This is a genomic window from Mesorhizobium sp. AD1-1, assembly GCF_020164655.1.
GTDB classification, from domain to species: Bacteria; Pseudomonadota; Alphaproteobacteria; order Rhizobiales; family Rhizobiaceae; genus Mesorhizobium; species Mesorhizobium ciceri.
In genome coordinates this window covers 150317-165946 of the sequence record NZ_JAIUGP010000002.1, presented here as the reverse complement: position 1 = coordinate 165946, position 15630 = coordinate 150317, and the positions used below count along the sequence as shown (strand labels likewise).

The following is a 15630-nucleotide window of genomic DNA, read 5'->3' as shown; positions in this document are numbered from 1 at the left end:
CTACGCCCCGCCGTTCATTCCATTCGATATCCCGAGCCCGCAGGGCCTGGTAAACTGAAGGAGAGTATACATGAGCTACGCAATTATCGGCTTCGGCAAGATCGGCCAGGCTCTTGCCAAGGCATTTGCCCGCAAGGGCCTCGAAGTGTCCGTGGCAACCACGCGCGACCCGGAAAGCTTTGCATCCGACGCGGCCGCGATCGGACCCACGATCATCCCGAAAACACTGGCGGACGCCGTCAAGGCGGACATCATCTTTTTGGCTGTCCGCTTTGAATCGCACCCGGATGTCGCGAAGGCGCTGCCAAGCTGGGAAGGCAAGACGATCATCGACGCGACGAACGTGTTTCCAGTCCCCGAAGAGCTGGACGGTCTGCCGTCCTCCGCCTTCGTCGCGAAGGCGTTCACCGGCGCCAAGCTCGTCAAAGGCTTCAATCACCTGATTGCGGCCACCTTGGCTGCCGATCCGATCGTCGAGGGCGGGCACCGGGTCGTCTTTCTGTCGAGCGACGACGAGGACGCGATCGCTCCCGTGGCGGCCTTGGCCAGACAACTCGGGTTCGCACCGGTCAAGCTGGGGAAGCTCAACGAGGGCGGCGCATTGGTGCACGCACGTGGCCGCACTTGGGGCCAGCTGATCTTCCAGGACCTGTTCAAGAAGGGCAGTAACGGATTTATCGTGCGCCGACAGAGTGGCAGGCGTTCGATGCCGGCCACATCGTCGGCAACGAGCCAAGCGCGCGAAGGGACGTGCTTGAAAGCGGCCTACATCTGCCTGGGATCCTTCGGCCGACATGTGCCTGCCACCCATACTTCATAGTTGCAAAAGCTGATGTCCCAGCCGGCATCGCGTCTTTTGGAAGTTGCCTCACGACCGCCCGCGCGGATGGTCCGAAGCCACCCCAACTGCCATCCGAGCCTTTGTAATTTCCCATGACGCGATAATTGCAGTTGTTTACGACGAAGTTGCCGTCCATCGACACGCATGCCGATGCAACAGTGGCAAGGCTGAAGAAAGCTGCGATGGCGAGAGAGGCTTTGCGCATCGTGGTCTCCTAACTGGGTTCGGCGAACCAACCGTTACGAGATCGTGGGCCGGGCCTCTTCCCCATTTGGGCTAAAGCGGCTGGTAAATTCACAGCGGCATGGCTGCGCTTGCGGACAGAAGCGATGTGCGGAGATGCCGGATGGGCCTGCCCATCGCCGAAGCTTTACGGCCTCCGCGAAGGCCAGAGTGTCCCGGCTCGAGCGGCTCTATCGCCGCCTCTCTACCAGATCCGCAAGATTTGCCGGAGGTTAACGGTAGACAATGAGCGGCCGCAACTGTGTCTCTTTCCGGCCATTTTCTTCAGTCCTGGTTCGGCCCAAAGGCCATATGTCAGGGGGATCACTTTTCAGGGGCAGGCCAGTTCCGCTCGACGGGCAGTGAGAGGCGGAATGTCGACCCGTTGACGTCGCTGGCGGCCAGTATGAGACCGCCGCCATGCTGCCGGGCGATCTCGCGTGAAATGTAGAGCCCTAAACCGGAGCCGTTTACCAGTTGGCCCGCGGCGCGATAGTACCTCATGAATATGAACTCGTGGTCGTCGGGCGCTACGCCAGAGCCCTGATCCGCCACGTGTACAAACGCCACGCCCTGCTCAGTCGACAGCCGGATCGTCACAGAGCTGGTCACCGATGAGTATTTCAGGGCGTTCTGGATCAGATTTTGTATCACAATCTCCAGCAGGTTGCGGTCACCTTTCACAATCACTTCATCGCCGTGAGTGAAGCTAACACGTCCGGCCGCAGCATCATCCAATCCCGCTTCGGCGGCGCGCAAAACCTCATTCAGGTCGAACATCTTGATCCTGGGAAGAGTTTCGTGCCCGCCATTGAGCCGGTCGAAGGCTAGGACGTTTTCAATCAGCGATGACATCCTCTTGACGGTCTGGCGGATCCTTGTGGTGCGCAACTTGATATTGTCGGCGCTTTCACCTGCAGAAGATGACAGATTGTCGGCGGCGGCAGAGATGACGGCCAACGGGCCGCGAAACTCATGAGATACCAAGGCCACAAAGTCCCGCTGCTGAGCCAGAGCATCGTTGGCGGTGTCCAGAGCCTGCCTGAGCTTGAGTTCAAGCAGGTGACGTCGATCCACTTCCACCATGAGCGAGGTGTTTCTTTCCCCAAGCTCAGCGGTCCTTTCGCGCACCTTGATAGTCAGCTCCTGCTCGGCCAAGCGCGACACTGCGATGACGCGGTCCTTTTCCTCGCTCAAGCTGCGCTCGGCAAGCCGCGTTCTCTTCGCGACGGCCGCGCTGAGCAACGCCAGGTGAATCACGGTCCCGCCGGCCAAGAATCTGGACAAAGAGCCATCCAGTTGGAACGGGTTGGCCCCAGTATACATCATCTGCATCACCAGCATGACAGAGATTACGCTCAAAAATGCAATCGCCGACAGCAGATATTGATACCGTCGCCGCACAATGAGCAGATAGAGCACCAGCAGCGAAATGAAGATGAGAGACAGCTGCTGCAGTCGCGATACGAAAAACCCGACGTCGCCGTAGCGTCCCACAATCGCAAAAGCCAAGGCGATGCCATTGAGCAGTACAACGCCCTGGGAGATGCGCCACGCCCAGATCAATTGGCGGTGAAAATCAAACAGTCTAGATAAAAATAATATCAGCACTATACTGTATAAGCAAACGATAATACCCCAAATGAGGTGTATGGTTTTCGGCTCTAGAGACCTCAGAATTTCGGATGCGTATCCCATGTGGAAGAGACTTATTAGCCCAGACTCTATGATAACCGCGATGTATAGAAGATATAAAGAATCCCGGAGCCATACGGCATACAGAAAATTGGTGAAGATCATGACGAAAATCGCGCCAACCACCATGCCCATGATCCAATCGTCGGATCGGCGATACTCTTCATAGCCTTGACTCTGCCAAAGGTTCAGCGAAGTGGTGATCGAGGTCGACGATTGGAGTCGGATGTAATAATCGGTTCGGGTGGACGGCACGGAAATTGGGAAGACGGCCGGATATGCGTCGGCGTCTGCTCCATCCCCTAGGTTGAGTCGGCCAGGGGGCAAGACCGAATAACCTCCCGCCCCGTCAGAGACATACAGCGTGATGTGTTCGATCAAGGGCCGTTCTACCTGCAGCAGCCATTGCCTTGGAGCCGTGGAGGCAGACAGGGAGAACCGGGCCCAGATTGCGCCCTTTTGATAGCCCTGCGTGAGCATCGAAGGGATGGGTTCGAACTGGATGTTGGAGCGCTTGGAAACGATATCATTGAACGTGAGCGCGCCGGTGGGATCATGAAAGATTGCGAGGTGACCGCTGAGTGAAACCGGAGCCTTGAGGCCGTCCGTCGGTTTCAGCGGAAGCGCCCATAACGTTTGCGGCACAAGACACACAAACAATATAGACAATGCGGCGAATAAATGAAATCGAATGGTATCAGATTGCTGCATGGGGTCCGTAGATGATCGGAGAAGGCTACAAGCATGGCGTTGTCGTGATCTCCCCCCTTGTTTATCTTGTCGATGACGACAGGGATTTCCGCGAGGAGATGGTCTTCGGACTATCCAGATTGGGCCTGAACGTACATGGATTCCACAATGCTGCCGCCCTCTACCGAGCCTGTGCCGCCAAGCCGGCTGAAATCGTCATTCTCGACATTGGCCTGGAGGGCGAAGACGGCCTTTCCATAGCTACCCATTTGCGGGCCTTACAATCGGTCGGGATCGTCATGGCGACGGCCCGGAGTTCCATCGACGACCGGCTCAATGGTCTTGAAGCGGGCGCTGACGCTTACCTCGTCAAACCCATTGATGTTCGGGAGCTTGCTGCCACGGTGATGGCGGTCAATGAACGTCTCAACAGGCGCCGCGCCCCTTCGTCGTCTCCGGCCCCACGATGGGCCCTGGAGGAAGGCGGCTGGGTGCTTACCGACGGCATGGGCCATCGCCTTCGCTTGACCACCTCGGAACGGCACTTTTTGGAACGCTTGTTCAGTGAGCGTGGCAAGACCGTCGATCGCCGCGCGCTCGTCGAAGCCATGGGCGCAGACATCTATGACTTCAACTATGCCCACCTGGACACCATCGTGAGCCGGCTGCGTCGAAGAGCCAAGAAATCCGACATGCTTCTCCCCTTGCACGCAATTCGCGGGTCAGGCTTCGCCTTCCCCGATTAGAATGATCGTGCCGACCCTGTCCAGAGAGAAGATTGCCGATCTCATCAATTTGGAAGATGATAGGGAAGGAATTCGAGAAGCATCCTCAAGCGACTGACAGTAAGTGTAAGGATATGACAGTTACTGCGATTGTGAATAATCGCGAGATTAATTACTTCAAGGAAAGGGTTGGATAAATCGGCATTCGTTAGATGGCTCGCATTCTATGCATAATCGAACAGGAATGTATCGTGCGCATGGCGAGGTAGATAACGAGGGCGGCGGTGCGCAGAAGGGGTGCGGGATGCGGCAGCATAAGAGAATTTTATTTGCCAGTTGTTCTATTCTAACGTTCGCATCCATCTATGTCGCGATTACCCCCGCGCTAGCCGGGGCGCCAAGCAACGAACAACTCTATCAGATGATTTTGGACCTGCAGCGAAATCAGAAGCAGATGGCGCGCAAACTTGAGGCCGCGTACGCCGAGACTGCTCAGGTTAAAGAAGAACTGGCCACCCTCAAGGGTTCGGTGGCCCAGAGTCGCGAGATGGCTGCGCTATCCTCGGTTGAGAGGCGCATGTACCTGTCAAATCCGCAATCCGACACTCGTGCCGTTGCCGCGCCCAATGTGCGTGTCGGATTCGGCGGGGGAACCAACGGTCACGACCCGTATGCCTTTACCGACGGTTCCGTGGCGCTCCCGCTCGGTGAAAAATACGGCTTCCAGGTCGATGCGATTGGTGGCGTGACGCCAAACAGTAACTTCACAGGTGCCGCCGCGCATCTGTTCCGCCGTGATCCGAAAGTTGGGGCGCTGGGTCTGTATGGAAGCTACCTTCACGGCGGAGGTGGTTACGATGATGGTGGAGTTCTTGAAAACGGTTATGTCGAAGGCAAGCTCGGCGTTGAAGGCCAGTACTATCTGGGCCGGGTCACGCTTGAGGGACTTGCCGGTATAGAATGGAACTCACTTGAAGAGGACGTCAGCCCGTTCGCCGAAGGCAGGGTCGGGTACTATCCTACGGATAACTTCAAGGTTAATGGCGGCCTGCGTCATCGCGACGCCTTTGGTGGTAGAACGCAACTTGTTGGCGGCGCCGAGTACCTGACCGAGTTCGGAAGCGGGATAGCGACTTCTATCTACAGTGATTTCAGCTTCGATCTGACGAACAGCGACGTCTCCTCAAGCGGCGATTTTTCTGCGATGGCCGGTTTGAGATTCCACTTCGGCACCAATGGCGATCGAAGCGCCCCGAAGACAGTCTTCTGCAAGGATCCGGACCAGAATTTCGAGTGCGCGGTCACGGATGGTCAGAACGATTATTATGCCGACAAGCCAGGTCGTTCCTTGATTCAGCGTGATCGTGGCGACTTCCTTCCATCGCACATCGTAAAAGACGTTGGCAACTTGCCGACGCCTTCCACCAATGTTTGGGGACAGCCGGGGGCGCCTGGCGCACCCGGCGAGGCTGGTACGCCTGGAGTGCCCGGCGCGTCTGGGCCTCCCGGCGCGCCCGGCGCGGAGGGACCTGGCGGACCTGCTGGGCCTGTCGGACTGCCCGGATCGGACGGGACACCTGGAGCGCCCGGCGATACCGGCGCGTCTGGACCTCCCGGCGCGCCCGGTGCGGAGGGACCTAGCGGACCTGCCGGGCCTGCGGGACCGGAGGGACCTGCCGGACCGGAGGGACCTGCCGGACCGGTAGGACCTGCCGGACCGGTGGGGCCGGTGGGACCGGAGGGACCTACCGGACCGGCAGGCCCATAGTGCCCCCTTCTATCCTGGTCATGCCGCTACGGTTGGCGACGTGATCAGCAACTTAGAATCGAATCGTTTGAGGATAGCGGAGAGTATGACCGGCCCTCGTCTTGACTGCATGATCCAGGCTCCGAACCCGCCTGAGCTTGTCGCCGCGGAGGGGACGCGAGATTGGATGGATGCGACCGACCAGCATTTCGCCTACCGCTGCACGCCGCTTTCAATCGCCAATGCCAGCGGATGGGAATTGTTGAACCCCATAAATGTGACTGTTACTTGGAACGGATACAACACTACAAAAGACGTCGCCTTCCATGTAAACGAACCGAACGTCACGCACCGATTCATCAGCTCGACCTTCGGGCACGGCATAGTAACCTTTCATCCGGGTTACGTGTTTCGCACCGAGCCGGGCTGGATGGTGTGGGCTCGCGGCTCTCCCAACCGGATGAAGGACGGAATCGCGCCCCTGGACGGCTTGGTGGAAACCAACTGGCTGCCGTTCAGTTTCACCATGAATTGGCGCTTCACCCGCCCTGGGTCTGTCACTTTTGCCAAGGGCGAGCCATTCTGTTTCGTCACCATGATGCCAAGTGTCGCTATCGAGCAGGTGCAGCCGGTCATTCGTCCGATGGAGGACGATCCTGAGTTCCATAAAGAACATAAGGTTTGGAATAGCGAACGTCGACGGTTTTCGGCCGGCCTGCAGATGAACGACGAGCTTACCAAGGAGATGAAGTGGCAGAAGCACTATCTGCAGGGTGTTTCGCCGACGGGGAAATCGGTCGCGGATGACACTCACCGAGTAAAGCGAACTCTAAAGCGGCCGATCCACATCGACCAGTTGCGGGCCCAGGAAAAAGGTTCGCCAGTAGATGAAGCTAGCCAAGAGTAAGCGGCCTGTGCGCATTCCTCCAGTTGGATCGCTAGCATTTGGCCGTTCGATTAACGGGTCGGTTTCGAGCAGAGACGAAAGACCGGAATGCATCCGCCAGTTCGTGCGGTCGGGCTTTGTATTGGCGCTGGCGGCGCTCCTTGTCGGTTGCCTGGCGGATGGAAAAGGTAGCCCGAATACGGCTACAGAGTTAGTTCGCGTGAAAGCCGCTTACGCGAGGGAGCCGCATGAGGTCTTCATCGTCGATCGCAGCAAGTTTGACCAACGCTTTCTGCCTGTCGATGTGACGCCCCCGGAACGCTTGCCTGCCGGTACGGTGTTGATCGATACACGGCAGAGGTTCCTCTATCTATACCGCCTCAATGGGATGGCGCGGCGCTATGGTGTCGCCGTCGGGGCTAGTGGTTACAGTTGGTCGGGCATTGCCAGCGTAGGGCGTAAGGCGGAGTGGCCCGCATGGCATCCGACTGACGACATGCGTAACCAGTCGCCCGACCTGCCGCGCATGATCAGGCCCGGCACGCACAATCCGCTCGGCGCGCGAGCTCTCTATCTGTACAAGAACGGCGTGGATACGCTTTATCGTATCCACGGCACCTCAGAGCCCTGGACCATAGGAACTGAAGCGTCCTCAGGGTGCATTCGCATGCTCAACGAGGATGTGATCGAACTCTACAGTCTGGTGCCGAAGGGAGCAAAGGTCATCGTGAAGTGAAGCGAATTGAACAGGCACAGGCCAACGCTTGCTGTCGGATGCCGTTGGACAATACCCACGCCGGTGGCACAGGTGACGGCAGATTTCTGCTTCTATCCATATGGCGTCATAGAGGGAGAATTTAAGACATAGGCGTCGCTGCTCGTATCGATATCACTCGCGAATAAGGTTTTGGATACCTTAACCGTCATCTCTGTCCGTCATAATCGACGTTTAGGTATTCTTTTTTACACCTTTTGCGTGTATTGAAATAAAAAAATTCAATGGACGCGTCTATATGTCAGTTCTCGTCAGTGACGGCATGCCATTCGTCTTCCCGTTCGCCGTCGGCATCAGTCAGGGCGCGAATGTCCGAAGGACAAATCCAGGCTGATGGGTTGGCAATTGAACGCACCGAGTGAAAGGACCTATGATGAGGCGCTCTCTATTCATGCTGGTTTCCGCCGCGCTATTGAGTACCGCCGTTGCGGGTCCAGCGGCAGCGCAGACCGCCGCTGAAACAAACCAGACCCTTGACGCGCTGTTCGGCAGTCACACAACCTATCAGCAGTTTTTCGACAAGCTGCAGAAGGCTGTCAGTGCCGGCGACAAGCAGACCGTCGCGACGATGATCGATTATCCCTTCCGCGCCCGGATCGGCGGCAAGGCGATCAAGGTAAACGACGCCGCGCATTTCGTGACGGATTACGACAAGATCGTTACCGCCAAGGTCAAACAGACCGTCCTCAAGCAGACCTACCCGACGCTGTTCGCCAATTGGCAAGGCGTCTCAATCGGTGATGGCGAGGTCTGGTTCTCCGGCGTCGGAGACGGCAACACCATCAAGATCACCGCGATCAACGACTGACACCTGGCGGAAGAAATTCCATTTCGATGACACCGACGCAACCGGTCGTTGACCACTCCGGAGGGGTTCACATGCTACGTTACATGTTCATTGCTTTGCTCGCGCTCGGCTCATCGTGGATGATCTCTGATGCCCGCGCACAATCGACTGTCGAATGCCAATCGAGGCACTATCAGTATGGCGAATGCTGGGCGGGCCCGCTGAGCAAGCCGCAACTCATTCATCAGACTTCTGGAAGTCCTTGTATTTTGAACCGGACCTGGGGCTACAATCCACGCAGCAAATATATTTGGGTCGCGCAAGGCTGCTCCGGAATTTTCGCCGATGTCGGCGGCTACCACCATGGACGTGGCGACAGCTTTGATCCCAATGCCCGCATGTATGACCATCGCGGTCATGACGTCGGCGCAGTGGTTGGCGGAGCTATTCTCGGCGCTCTGATCGAGGGGATGGCGGACGATCATCACAATCGACGGCACACGACGAGTAACTACCGCCCCGATAGCAGCTACAATGGTTGTCATGGCATGGGATGCAAGGTCGACAATCCTGACCAGGCAATCGATACCCGACCGCAATTTGACAGGCAGGGAGAGCCAAACTTTGATGTGCATGGCAACTACCAAGGATGCCATGGTGCAGGCTGCCTTGTCGACAATCCTGACGCGGAGTGAATTGAAGGACGAAGGAAGCCGGTCACGATTGTCAAAGCGGGGCTCTTAAATCTTTCCCGCAGCATCAATCTTGATCTTCATCCTGGCATCACCACGGCAGACTTCGTTCACCTGCCTCTTGGTTTCTCCTCGAAGCGGTGGAGGCAGCCGAACATGTTCTCTATCTCCTCCTGCATCGTGGCGGCGGCTGAGACGATAAGATCGAGGTTCTTATGCTGTCGATCCATAGGGGCTTGTGCGGAAGCCTCTTTGTACCAAGAAATGTACCAAAAGAGAACCGATATTCGAAAAATCGTTGCGAATCAGGCTGTTATGGGAAATCGATGGCGGAGATAGATGTAGCAACTTCGAACGCCATCTTTCAAACATTAGAGGAATGGAACGCTCTCTTAAAGCCTGAAAATATCCAGCCTTCCCAGCCTGTTAAGCGGCCTCAAGGCCCCAAGCGTCGGGGACCATCGTTATGATGGCGGCGCAAGGCATTCCCAATCTCAAGGGTAATTTCCGAAAGGCGGCAGCGAGGAGAAGGCGGCGGCGGGCGCGCGTTCCGACAGCCCGTCCGTTCTCTATCCGCCTGAGCGATGACGAGCGCGCTTTGCTGACACGCGAAGCCGGGAAAGTCTCCCTCGCCGCGCACATGCGCCGCAAGCTGCTCGGTGAGTCTGTATCGACGCGCGGTAGCGTGAAGCCCTCGCGCAAGAGACGCGTCCCATCCATAGATCAGGTCGCTCTTGGAAAGGCGCTGGCATTGCTCGGTCAAGCCGAGTTGTCCCGCAGGCTCGATGAACTGGCGATGGCGGCGATGATGGGCGCGCTGCCGGTCACACCGGAACTGGTTCAGGAACTTCACGCCGTATGCGCTCATATCCGCGCCATGCGTGAGGCATTGATGGACACCTTGAATGTCAGCAGAGGCTTTGACGGTGATTCTGGTCGGTAACCAGCGCGGCGGCGCGAAGGACCTGGCTGTGCATCTTCTGAAAGAAGAAAACGACCACGTTGAAGTACACGAGCTGCGCGGTTTTGTGGCGCGTGATCTGCGCGGCGCTTTCAACGAAGCCTATGCAGTCAGCCGGGGCACGCGTTGCAGGCAGTACCTATTTTCGGTGTCATTCAATCCGCCTTCGACGGCGATAGTCTCGACGGGCACATTCGAGGCCGCGATTGCCCGCGTCGAAAAGGACCTCGGTCTAACCGGCCAGCCACGCGCCATCGTCTTTCATGAGAAGGCCGGACGCCGCCACGCGCACTGCGTGTGGTCACGAATTCGGGCGGACGACATGAAGGCGGTACAACTTTCCTACTCGCACAGGAAGCTGATGCTGATTGCGAGGGAACTCCATCTCGAACACAGCTGGAAAATGCCGCGCGGGTTGGCGCAGACCAAAGCCAGCGACCCGAGTAATTTCACATTGGCGCAGTGGCAGCAGGCCAAGCGTAACGCTCAGGACCCACGTACGATCAAAACGGCCATTCAGGACGCATGGGCAATCTCGGATACGAAGGCGGCCTTGACGCGGGCACTGGCGGAGCGCGGCTATCGGCTGGCGCGCGGCGACAGCCGTGCGTTCGTGGTTGTCGACCGGCATGGCGAGATTTATTCCTTGCCGCGCTGGGCCGGCGTAAAAACGAAAGACGTGCGCGCCCGGCTAGGGGACGGCGACAATCTACCTGACGTGGCGAGCACAAAGGCCCAGATCGCCAAAGAGATGCAGGCAGTCCTTGCACGTCTGAAAGGCCAGTTGCTCCTCGACCTTCGCCACAGCAATCAGGAATTGCGCAGCGAACAACAAGGAATGCGAGCACACCACCGAATAGCGCGCCAAGTTCTGTCGCAAACAATGGAGGCCCGGCGATGGGAAGAGGCGCGGATCAGACAATCGCGCTTTCGCGTCGGCATTAAGGGCATGTGGGACTGGGTGCGAGGCGAGAACCAGCGTATCCGTCTGCGCAACGAGGCCGAGGCCAGTGCGGCCGTGCAGCGCGACCGAATCGAGAAGGATGCGCTGATCATCGCACAGCTGGCAGAGTGCCGACAGGCGACGGATCTGCGCCAGGAGATAGCTCGCGCCTTTACCGAGAAAGCAGGCGACCTTCGCAGGGATCGGTACGCGTACAGCCATTTGGTCGGGGCGGTGCAGGAAACCGCCGAGCGGAGGCGAAGGCAAAGATTTTGACAAATATTGCCAAAATGTGCCAAAATACAGCTAGAAACTTGTATGGAGGTTGATATGGCGACGATGAACGTATCCCTGCCCGACCCGATGAAAGCGTGGGTGGAAGCGCAAACCGAAACGGGGCGCTACGCCAACGCGAGCGACTATGTGCGCGATCTGATCCGCAAGGACCAGGAGCGCAACGACAAGATTGCAGCCATGCAGCGGCTTGTCGATGAGGGGCTGGCGAGCGGGATCAGCAGCCGCAGCATGGATGAAATTCTCGCCGATGCGCGCGCGCGGGCCGTAAAGGAAAGCCCGAGCCGTTGACATATCGGGTCTCCCGCGAAGCCGATGAAGACATTGTGCGCATCTATGTCGAGGGTGCGCGCCGCTTCGGGCCTTTGCAGGCCGAGACATACCACGAAGAACTCAAAGCCCTTTTCGAGTTGCTGGCAGACAATCCTCGCATGGCGCGGGAGCGCTTTGAGCTATCGCCGCCAATGCGCATTCATCCGTTCAAAGCGCACCTCGTCGTCTACCGGCTGGAGGAAGACGGCGACATCCTCATTGTTCGGATACGTCACGGACACGAAGATTGGATGTCAGATACTATCGGCGGTTAAATCTGATCCTCTGATGAGGCAGCGTTCGCGCGGATGTCTAACATCGAGGCGGCTTTGCTTAGTCGTCAGGGTACTGAAGGTCAGCCACCGATACCATTCGATATCCCTTCCAGGGGCCAAGGCAAGGCAACTTCTGGTACATAGCCTCGGCATCAGGCAGTTTCTCATTTCGCTTCAAAGCAGGTTTTCTCCGGTTGCTATGTTTCGGCAAGGCGACCCGCGCATGCTGTTTGCGCATACCGCTCGTCCTAGCCTTGTGGAAGGAGTTGCTTCAGCTCTGCGACCTTCTCGTAATGCTTTTGTCGCTCACTTTCTGCGATCGCCTCCTTGAGTATCCCTTTGGCCGCCTCCCGATCTCCGGCGCGGCCGTCCTTCTTGTAGAGGTCTAGAAAGTATCCTGCCTTGGTCCGCTGCAAACGCACTTGCGCGACCGCACACTGTGGGTTCCTAGCCGCAAGAGTTTCTGCATCAGCTACGGTCTTAAGAAAGGCGTTATCCTGCCCCGCCTTACCGAGCCATTCAGCCAACGTCGACAAAGTGAACAAAGCGGCTTCCGGATCATTGTTATCGTCCAAGTCCATCTCGGCAGACAACCTCAAAGCATCAAGTGGAGTAACCTCTCCCAATTCGCTTACCTTGGCATCAAGAGATGCTCCACGTTCCAAGGCTGTATTCGCCGCATTGTGCAGCGCAGATGCGCTTGTTGACGGGTAATACAGCCGCATGACAGACTTACTTTCGTCCGGTTGGGAGGCGTAGATTTCGAAAATTCCATTGTAAGCTTTGTCATGGTAGTTTCGGTGATTCTTTATCCGATTTCTTAGGGCGAGATCAGGAAAAGTTTCCAACGTCTCTTCCATCTGGTGAACGAAATAGCGCTCCATTATTCGGTTTCCGAATTGGTACGCGCACCACCCTCCGACAAAGCCTGCCAATGCGCGAAAAGCATCTCTGTCTTTCGGCTTGGACACCAAATATCCTGGGTCGACATCTAGTATGAAAGCTAGAGCGTAGGCTCGCCGAAGAGCGCGCGAGAAATTTCCTTTCTGCCGCTCCAAGAAAACCAACTCGAAACAGAACTTTGAGAAGCTGTCCGGCTCGAATTTTCCAGCCTCACCAACCCACTTCCTTTTGAGCGGGCTGATGACTTCCCTAGCCGAGGCCAACTCGAGACGGGGGAGCACAATGTGTCGGTTCTTGGCCTGGTTGAAATCTGCCATCGAATTTGCATACGCGGGATACGCCGCTTGGAGCGCTTCGATCGTTGTCGGCGTGACCAGCCGCGTTCCGTCTGCATAGTGAACCGCTTCGGACAGTATCTCCATAGCCTGCTCGTGCATCTCAGATGAGATTGCCCGAGCAGCGGGCCCGCCGTACGGCATTGCTACATAGTAGGTAGCGTGGCGCTCAAAGTTCGCGCAGTTTATTGCTTTATTTATACTCGTCCCCTTGTTTCTGCCCTTCCTCGCAACTTCATCACATGCGGCATTAAAGAGGCCCATGTAGTCCGCGATCGGCTTGGGCAGTTCGTAGGGGACGAGATGCCAGTTCATCGTGAAAATCTCCTTGAGCGGTGAGCGATGATTGCACGACCGTTCAGCGCCAACTAGCCAGATCTTCCCCCGGACTAAATCGCGCCATCCGGCGCGTCTCCCCCAGGCGGATCGAGGGTTTTGTGGGGTTAACTGACTCATGCTCGAGAAAGCCCCATTTCAATAGCACTTCGCCTACTGCAGCCAGTAGGTCGCGCATATCGGGCGCCAATTCCTCGTCAGTGGACATTAGCCGATCTTCCTCAGATTGTTGCAGGCGATGATACTTCTGGCCGCTTACCTCAGTCCAATGCCTATTCCCGTGATCAAGAGTTTCCCCGGGACAGCTAATGTGCGCTCAAACCGAACATGAACGATAACGGAGCGTTCCATCACGATCAGGGCCGCGTGGGCTATTCTGTGTATTCTCCCCATTTTCCAGGGCCAGTGCAGGTGATGAAATCAATTACTTAGGAATGTCCCCGAGTATCATTTTCGGTATCGTGCGACGGCCATTGACAATCATAGGAATATGTTCCAGTCTAATATCGCCCTGGATGATAAGGTAGTTTATCGACCCTGGAGTGGACAGGCGCACGGTTTGTGCGCGACCAGTCCGAACGGCGCACTTGAATGGGTGCGTCATGCAGTCGATCTACAATAAAGAAGTCCGGCTCTCCCGACCTGAAGCGGCTGACTACCTCGATGTGAGCATCGCTACGCTCGCAAGATGGGCGAGCCAGAAAATCGGCCCGATTTACGTCAAGGTCGGTCGCCATACCCGTTATCCGCTAAGCGGTCTTGATGATTTCCTCGATGCTAGGACCTTTGCGGGACGGCAGCATTTGAGCGGAAATCGCCAGTGAAAACTTCCGCGATCTCCTCCGTGATCAGATCAATCTCAGATGCTGTGATCGGGCTGGGTCACAAACCCACACAGATGGGATGAAAGCCTATGTCTGCGAACAGCGCCCCGCTCACGCCGGACGAGACCAAGAAATTCTTGAAGCTGGTCAGCATCCATAGGAAGAGCCTGAACCATCTCCATACCCTGGTGGGTCAGGCGAATGCGTGGAAACTTAAGGCCGCTGAAAGCATCTATTTTGGATCTCACAGTGCGCGCGTTTGCGCGGTGGTGCGGGCCTTACGGAGCAAACGCGTCTATGCGACCGCTGAGGAAATCGATGCCGTGGCCAATGCCCTCGACGTTTGGACGCCGCTTAGCGAAACGGTGAACGTCGTCCTAGCGGAAAAGCCAAAGGGTGGCTGGCGTGCCATCCTCGTAATCGGGCTTAGAAGGACGGCGCAGCAATTGATTGTGCGTGACCTTCTCAACGCACTTGGCATCGACAGCGAGTTCGACTTCACTCGGAAAAACGCGGGAGGCGAAAAAGCCTTTATAGCCAAAATCTGCAAGGAACTCGTCGATGAGCGCAATTGGTGGTTCGTCGCCGACGTAAAAAACTGTTTTCCGTCCCTGAGCGCAAAGCACTTCGACTGGCTTCCCATTCCGAAACAGGTTTTGTGGAATGTGGTCTTCCTACCGAAGTGTACAAAAATCAGGATCCACTATCCGAAGGAGAAATTGTCCAATACCTCCCTGGATAACCTGACACATGAGCTACCTAACACCGGCTCACTCATTCGTTTGATCCGGCAGGGATTACCGACGGGCGCAGTGCTTTCGCCACTGCTCGCACGCTCGCTTTTGGGACGGGAACTCCAAGCACTTGGAGAAACATGGGACGTGGCCAGGTCATCCTTCATGGATGATCTGACCATAGGAGCGTGGTCCCAAACGGACGCTAAATCAGCGTTCGAAGCCCTGAAGACGCAGTTTCTGCTGCTCCCTGCCGGACCACTCGAATTGCATGCGAATGGTCCAACTTATGCTCCGAAAAAGGGTCTGACGGTGCTTGGCTACCGCCTGCTACCCGGTGAGGGCTATGGCAATAATCCTGTTCATGTGAAGCCGGGCTGTCCGCGCATCGAGGGACACAAACGCAAGCTTTCTATCAAGCTTAGCGAAGCTGCTAAGGCAGGCATCGATTTGAATGCTGCGGGCGAGGCTTATTGGAAACGTTGGTATGCGAGTCAGCAGGCCTGGACAAAAGTGCCAGGATACAGCTGGCACGTCTCGTGGAGCGCAACGCAAAGCTACGTGCAGGACTTCAAGGCCGGAATACCGATGGGGCAGAATGCGCCGATGCTCGGGATAATGAACAAGAAAAAGACCGACACCGTGAAGTAAGT

Annotated in this window: 14 protein-coding genes and 1 pseudogene; 13 read left to right on the top strand and 2 right to left on the bottom strand. The window is 56.8% G+C overall.

The genetic code is table 11. From position 1 onward, the window contains the following. Positions 1-70: 70 nt before the first annotated feature. Positions 71-661, top strand: a pseudogene (locus tag LB519_RS04315) (NADPH-dependent F420 reductase); the annotation flags it as partial. A gap of 726 nt (positions 662-1387) precedes the next feature. Here the strand turns inward: LB519_RS04315 and LB519_RS04310 are convergent. Beyond that, entirely contained in the window at positions 1388-3469 is a 2082-nt protein-coding gene (locus tag LB519_RS04310) for a sensor histidine kinase (protein ID WP_224618809.1), read from the bottom strand. An 11-nt stretch (positions 3470-3480) separates the two neighbouring features. On the opposite strand from LB519_RS04310, the gene LB519_RS04305 reads away from it, so the two are divergent. The 10 genes from LB519_RS04305 to LB519_RS04260 all read left to right on the top strand — a co-directional run bounded on the left by LB519_RS04305 (position 3481) and on the right by LB519_RS04260 (position 11845). Further along, entirely contained in the window at positions 3481-4194 is a 714-nt protein-coding gene (locus LB519_RS04305) for a response regulator transcription factor (RefSeq protein ID WP_013529057.1), read from the top strand. A gap of 223 nt (positions 4195-4417) precedes the next feature. Continuing rightward, a complete protein-coding gene (locus tag LB519_RS04300; protein ID WP_224618807.1) occupies positions 4418-5941 on the top strand; it encodes a collagen-like protein in 1524 nt (507 codons plus the stop codon). An 85-nt stretch (positions 5942-6026) separates the two neighbouring features. After that, positions 6027-6827 carry a DUF6065 family protein gene (locus LB519_RS04295; protein WP_127368706.1) on the top strand — a complete coding sequence of 267 codons (801 nt, stop codon included), beginning with the start codon at positions 6027-6029 and terminating at the stop codon, positions 6825-6827. A 199-nt stretch (positions 6828-7026) separates the two neighbouring features. Next, positions 7027-7542, top strand: coding sequence for a L,D-transpeptidase (locus LB519_RS04290; protein WP_063169439.1), 516 nt, complete (start codon positions 7027-7029; stop codon positions 7540-7542). Positions 7543-7954: 412 nt separating this feature from the next. Further along, the gene (locus LB519_RS04285; protein ID WP_224618802.1) at positions 7955-8389 is read left to right on the top strand and encodes a hypothetical protein; all 435 of its coding nucleotides are present in this window, start codon (positions 7955-7957) and stop codon (positions 8387-8389) included. Between the two features lie 71 nt (positions 8390-8460). Beyond that, positions 8461-9063, top strand: coding sequence for a DUF3011 domain-containing protein (locus LB519_RS04280; RefSeq protein WP_013529061.1), 603 nt, complete (start codon positions 8461-8463; stop codon positions 9061-9063). Positions 9064-9526: 463 nt separating this feature from the next. Further along, complete coding sequence (locus LB519_RS04275; protein ID WP_224618801.1) at positions 9527-10003, top strand: hypothetical protein; 477 nt, start codon at positions 9527-9529, stop codon at positions 10001-10003. Then, positions 9966-11240, top strand: a complete 1275-nt coding sequence (locus LB519_RS04270) for a relaxase/mobilization nuclease domain-containing protein (protein WP_224618800.1) — start codon at positions 9966-9968, stop codon at positions 11238-11240. The genes LB519_RS04275 and LB519_RS04270 overlap by 38 nt, the downstream gene beginning before the upstream one ends. 54 nt (positions 11241-11294) lie before the next feature. Further along, the gene (locus LB519_RS04265; RefSeq protein ID WP_224618799.1) at positions 11295-11549 is read left to right on the top strand and encodes a type II toxin-antitoxin system ParD family antitoxin; all 255 of its coding nucleotides are present in this window, start codon (positions 11295-11297) and stop codon (positions 11547-11549) included. Continuing rightward, positions 11546-11845, top strand: coding sequence for a type II toxin-antitoxin system RelE/ParE family toxin (locus tag LB519_RS04260; protein WP_224618797.1), 300 nt, complete (start codon positions 11546-11548; stop codon positions 11843-11845). The genes LB519_RS04265 and LB519_RS04260 overlap by 4 nt, the downstream gene beginning before the upstream one ends. A gap of 248 nt (positions 11846-12093) precedes the next feature. Here the strand turns inward: LB519_RS04260 and LB519_RS04255 are convergent, their stop codons facing one another. Next, entirely contained in the window at positions 12094-13398 is a 1305-nt protein-coding gene (locus LB519_RS04255; RefSeq protein ID WP_224618796.1) for a hypothetical protein, read from the bottom strand. 623 nt (positions 13399-14021) lie between these two features. Here LB519_RS04255 and LB519_RS04250 point away from each other — a divergent pair. Continuing rightward, entirely contained in the window at positions 14022-14243 is a 222-nt protein-coding gene (locus tag LB519_RS04250) for a helix-turn-helix transcriptional regulator (protein ID WP_224618794.1), read from the top strand. 89 nt (positions 14244-14332) lie between these two features. After that, a complete protein-coding gene (locus LB519_RS04245; protein WP_224618792.1) occupies positions 14333-15628 on the top strand; it encodes a hypothetical protein in 1296 nt (431 codons plus the stop codon). Positions 15629-15630: the final 2 nt, after the last annotated feature.

Excerpts from the sequence above, each read along its gene's own strand:
- LB519_RS04305 (WP_013529057.1), top strand. The coding sequence starts at position 3,481 with ATGATCGGAGAAGGCTACAAGCATGGCGTTGTCGTGATCTCCCCCCTT.
- LB519_RS04255 (WP_224618796.1), bottom strand. The coding sequence starts at position 13,398 with ATGAACTGGCATCTCGTCCCCTACGAACTGCCCAAGCCGATCGCGGAC.
- LB519_RS04300 (WP_224618807.1), top strand. The coding sequence starts at position 4,418 with ATGTATCGTGCGCATGGCGAGGTAGATAACGAGGGCGGCGGTGCGCAG.
- LB519_RS04265 (WP_224618799.1), top strand. The coding sequence starts at position 11,295 with ATGGCGACGATGAACGTATCCCTGCCCGACCCGATGAAAGCGTGGGTG.
- LB519_RS04285 (WP_224618802.1), top strand. The coding sequence starts at position 7,955 with ATGAGGCGCTCTCTATTCATGCTGGTTTCCGCCGCGCTATTGAGTACC.
- LB519_RS04270 (WP_224618800.1), top strand. The coding sequence starts at position 9,966 with ATGTCAGCAGAGGCTTTGACGGTGATTCTGGTCGGTAACCAGCGCGGC.
- LB519_RS04280 (WP_013529061.1), top strand. The coding sequence starts at position 8,461 with ATGCTACGTTACATGTTCATTGCTTTGCTCGCGCTCGGCTCATCGTGG.
- LB519_RS04295 (WP_127368706.1), top strand. The coding sequence starts at position 6,027 with ATGACCGGCCCTCGTCTTGACTGCATGATCCAGGCTCCGAACCCGCCT.
- LB519_RS04250 (WP_224618794.1), top strand. The coding sequence starts at position 14,022 with ATGCAGTCGATCTACAATAAAGAAGTCCGGCTCTCCCGACCTGAAGCG.
- LB519_RS04245 (WP_224618792.1), top strand. The coding sequence starts at position 14,333 with ATGTCTGCGAACAGCGCCCCGCTCACGCCGGACGAGACCAAGAAATTC.
- LB519_RS04310 (WP_224618809.1), bottom strand. The coding sequence starts at position 3,469 with ATGCAGCAATCTGATACCATTCGATTTCATTTATTCGCCGCATTGTCT.
- LB519_RS04275 (WP_224618801.1), top strand. The coding sequence starts at position 9,527 with ATGATGGCGGCGCAAGGCATTCCCAATCTCAAGGGTAATTTCCGAAAG.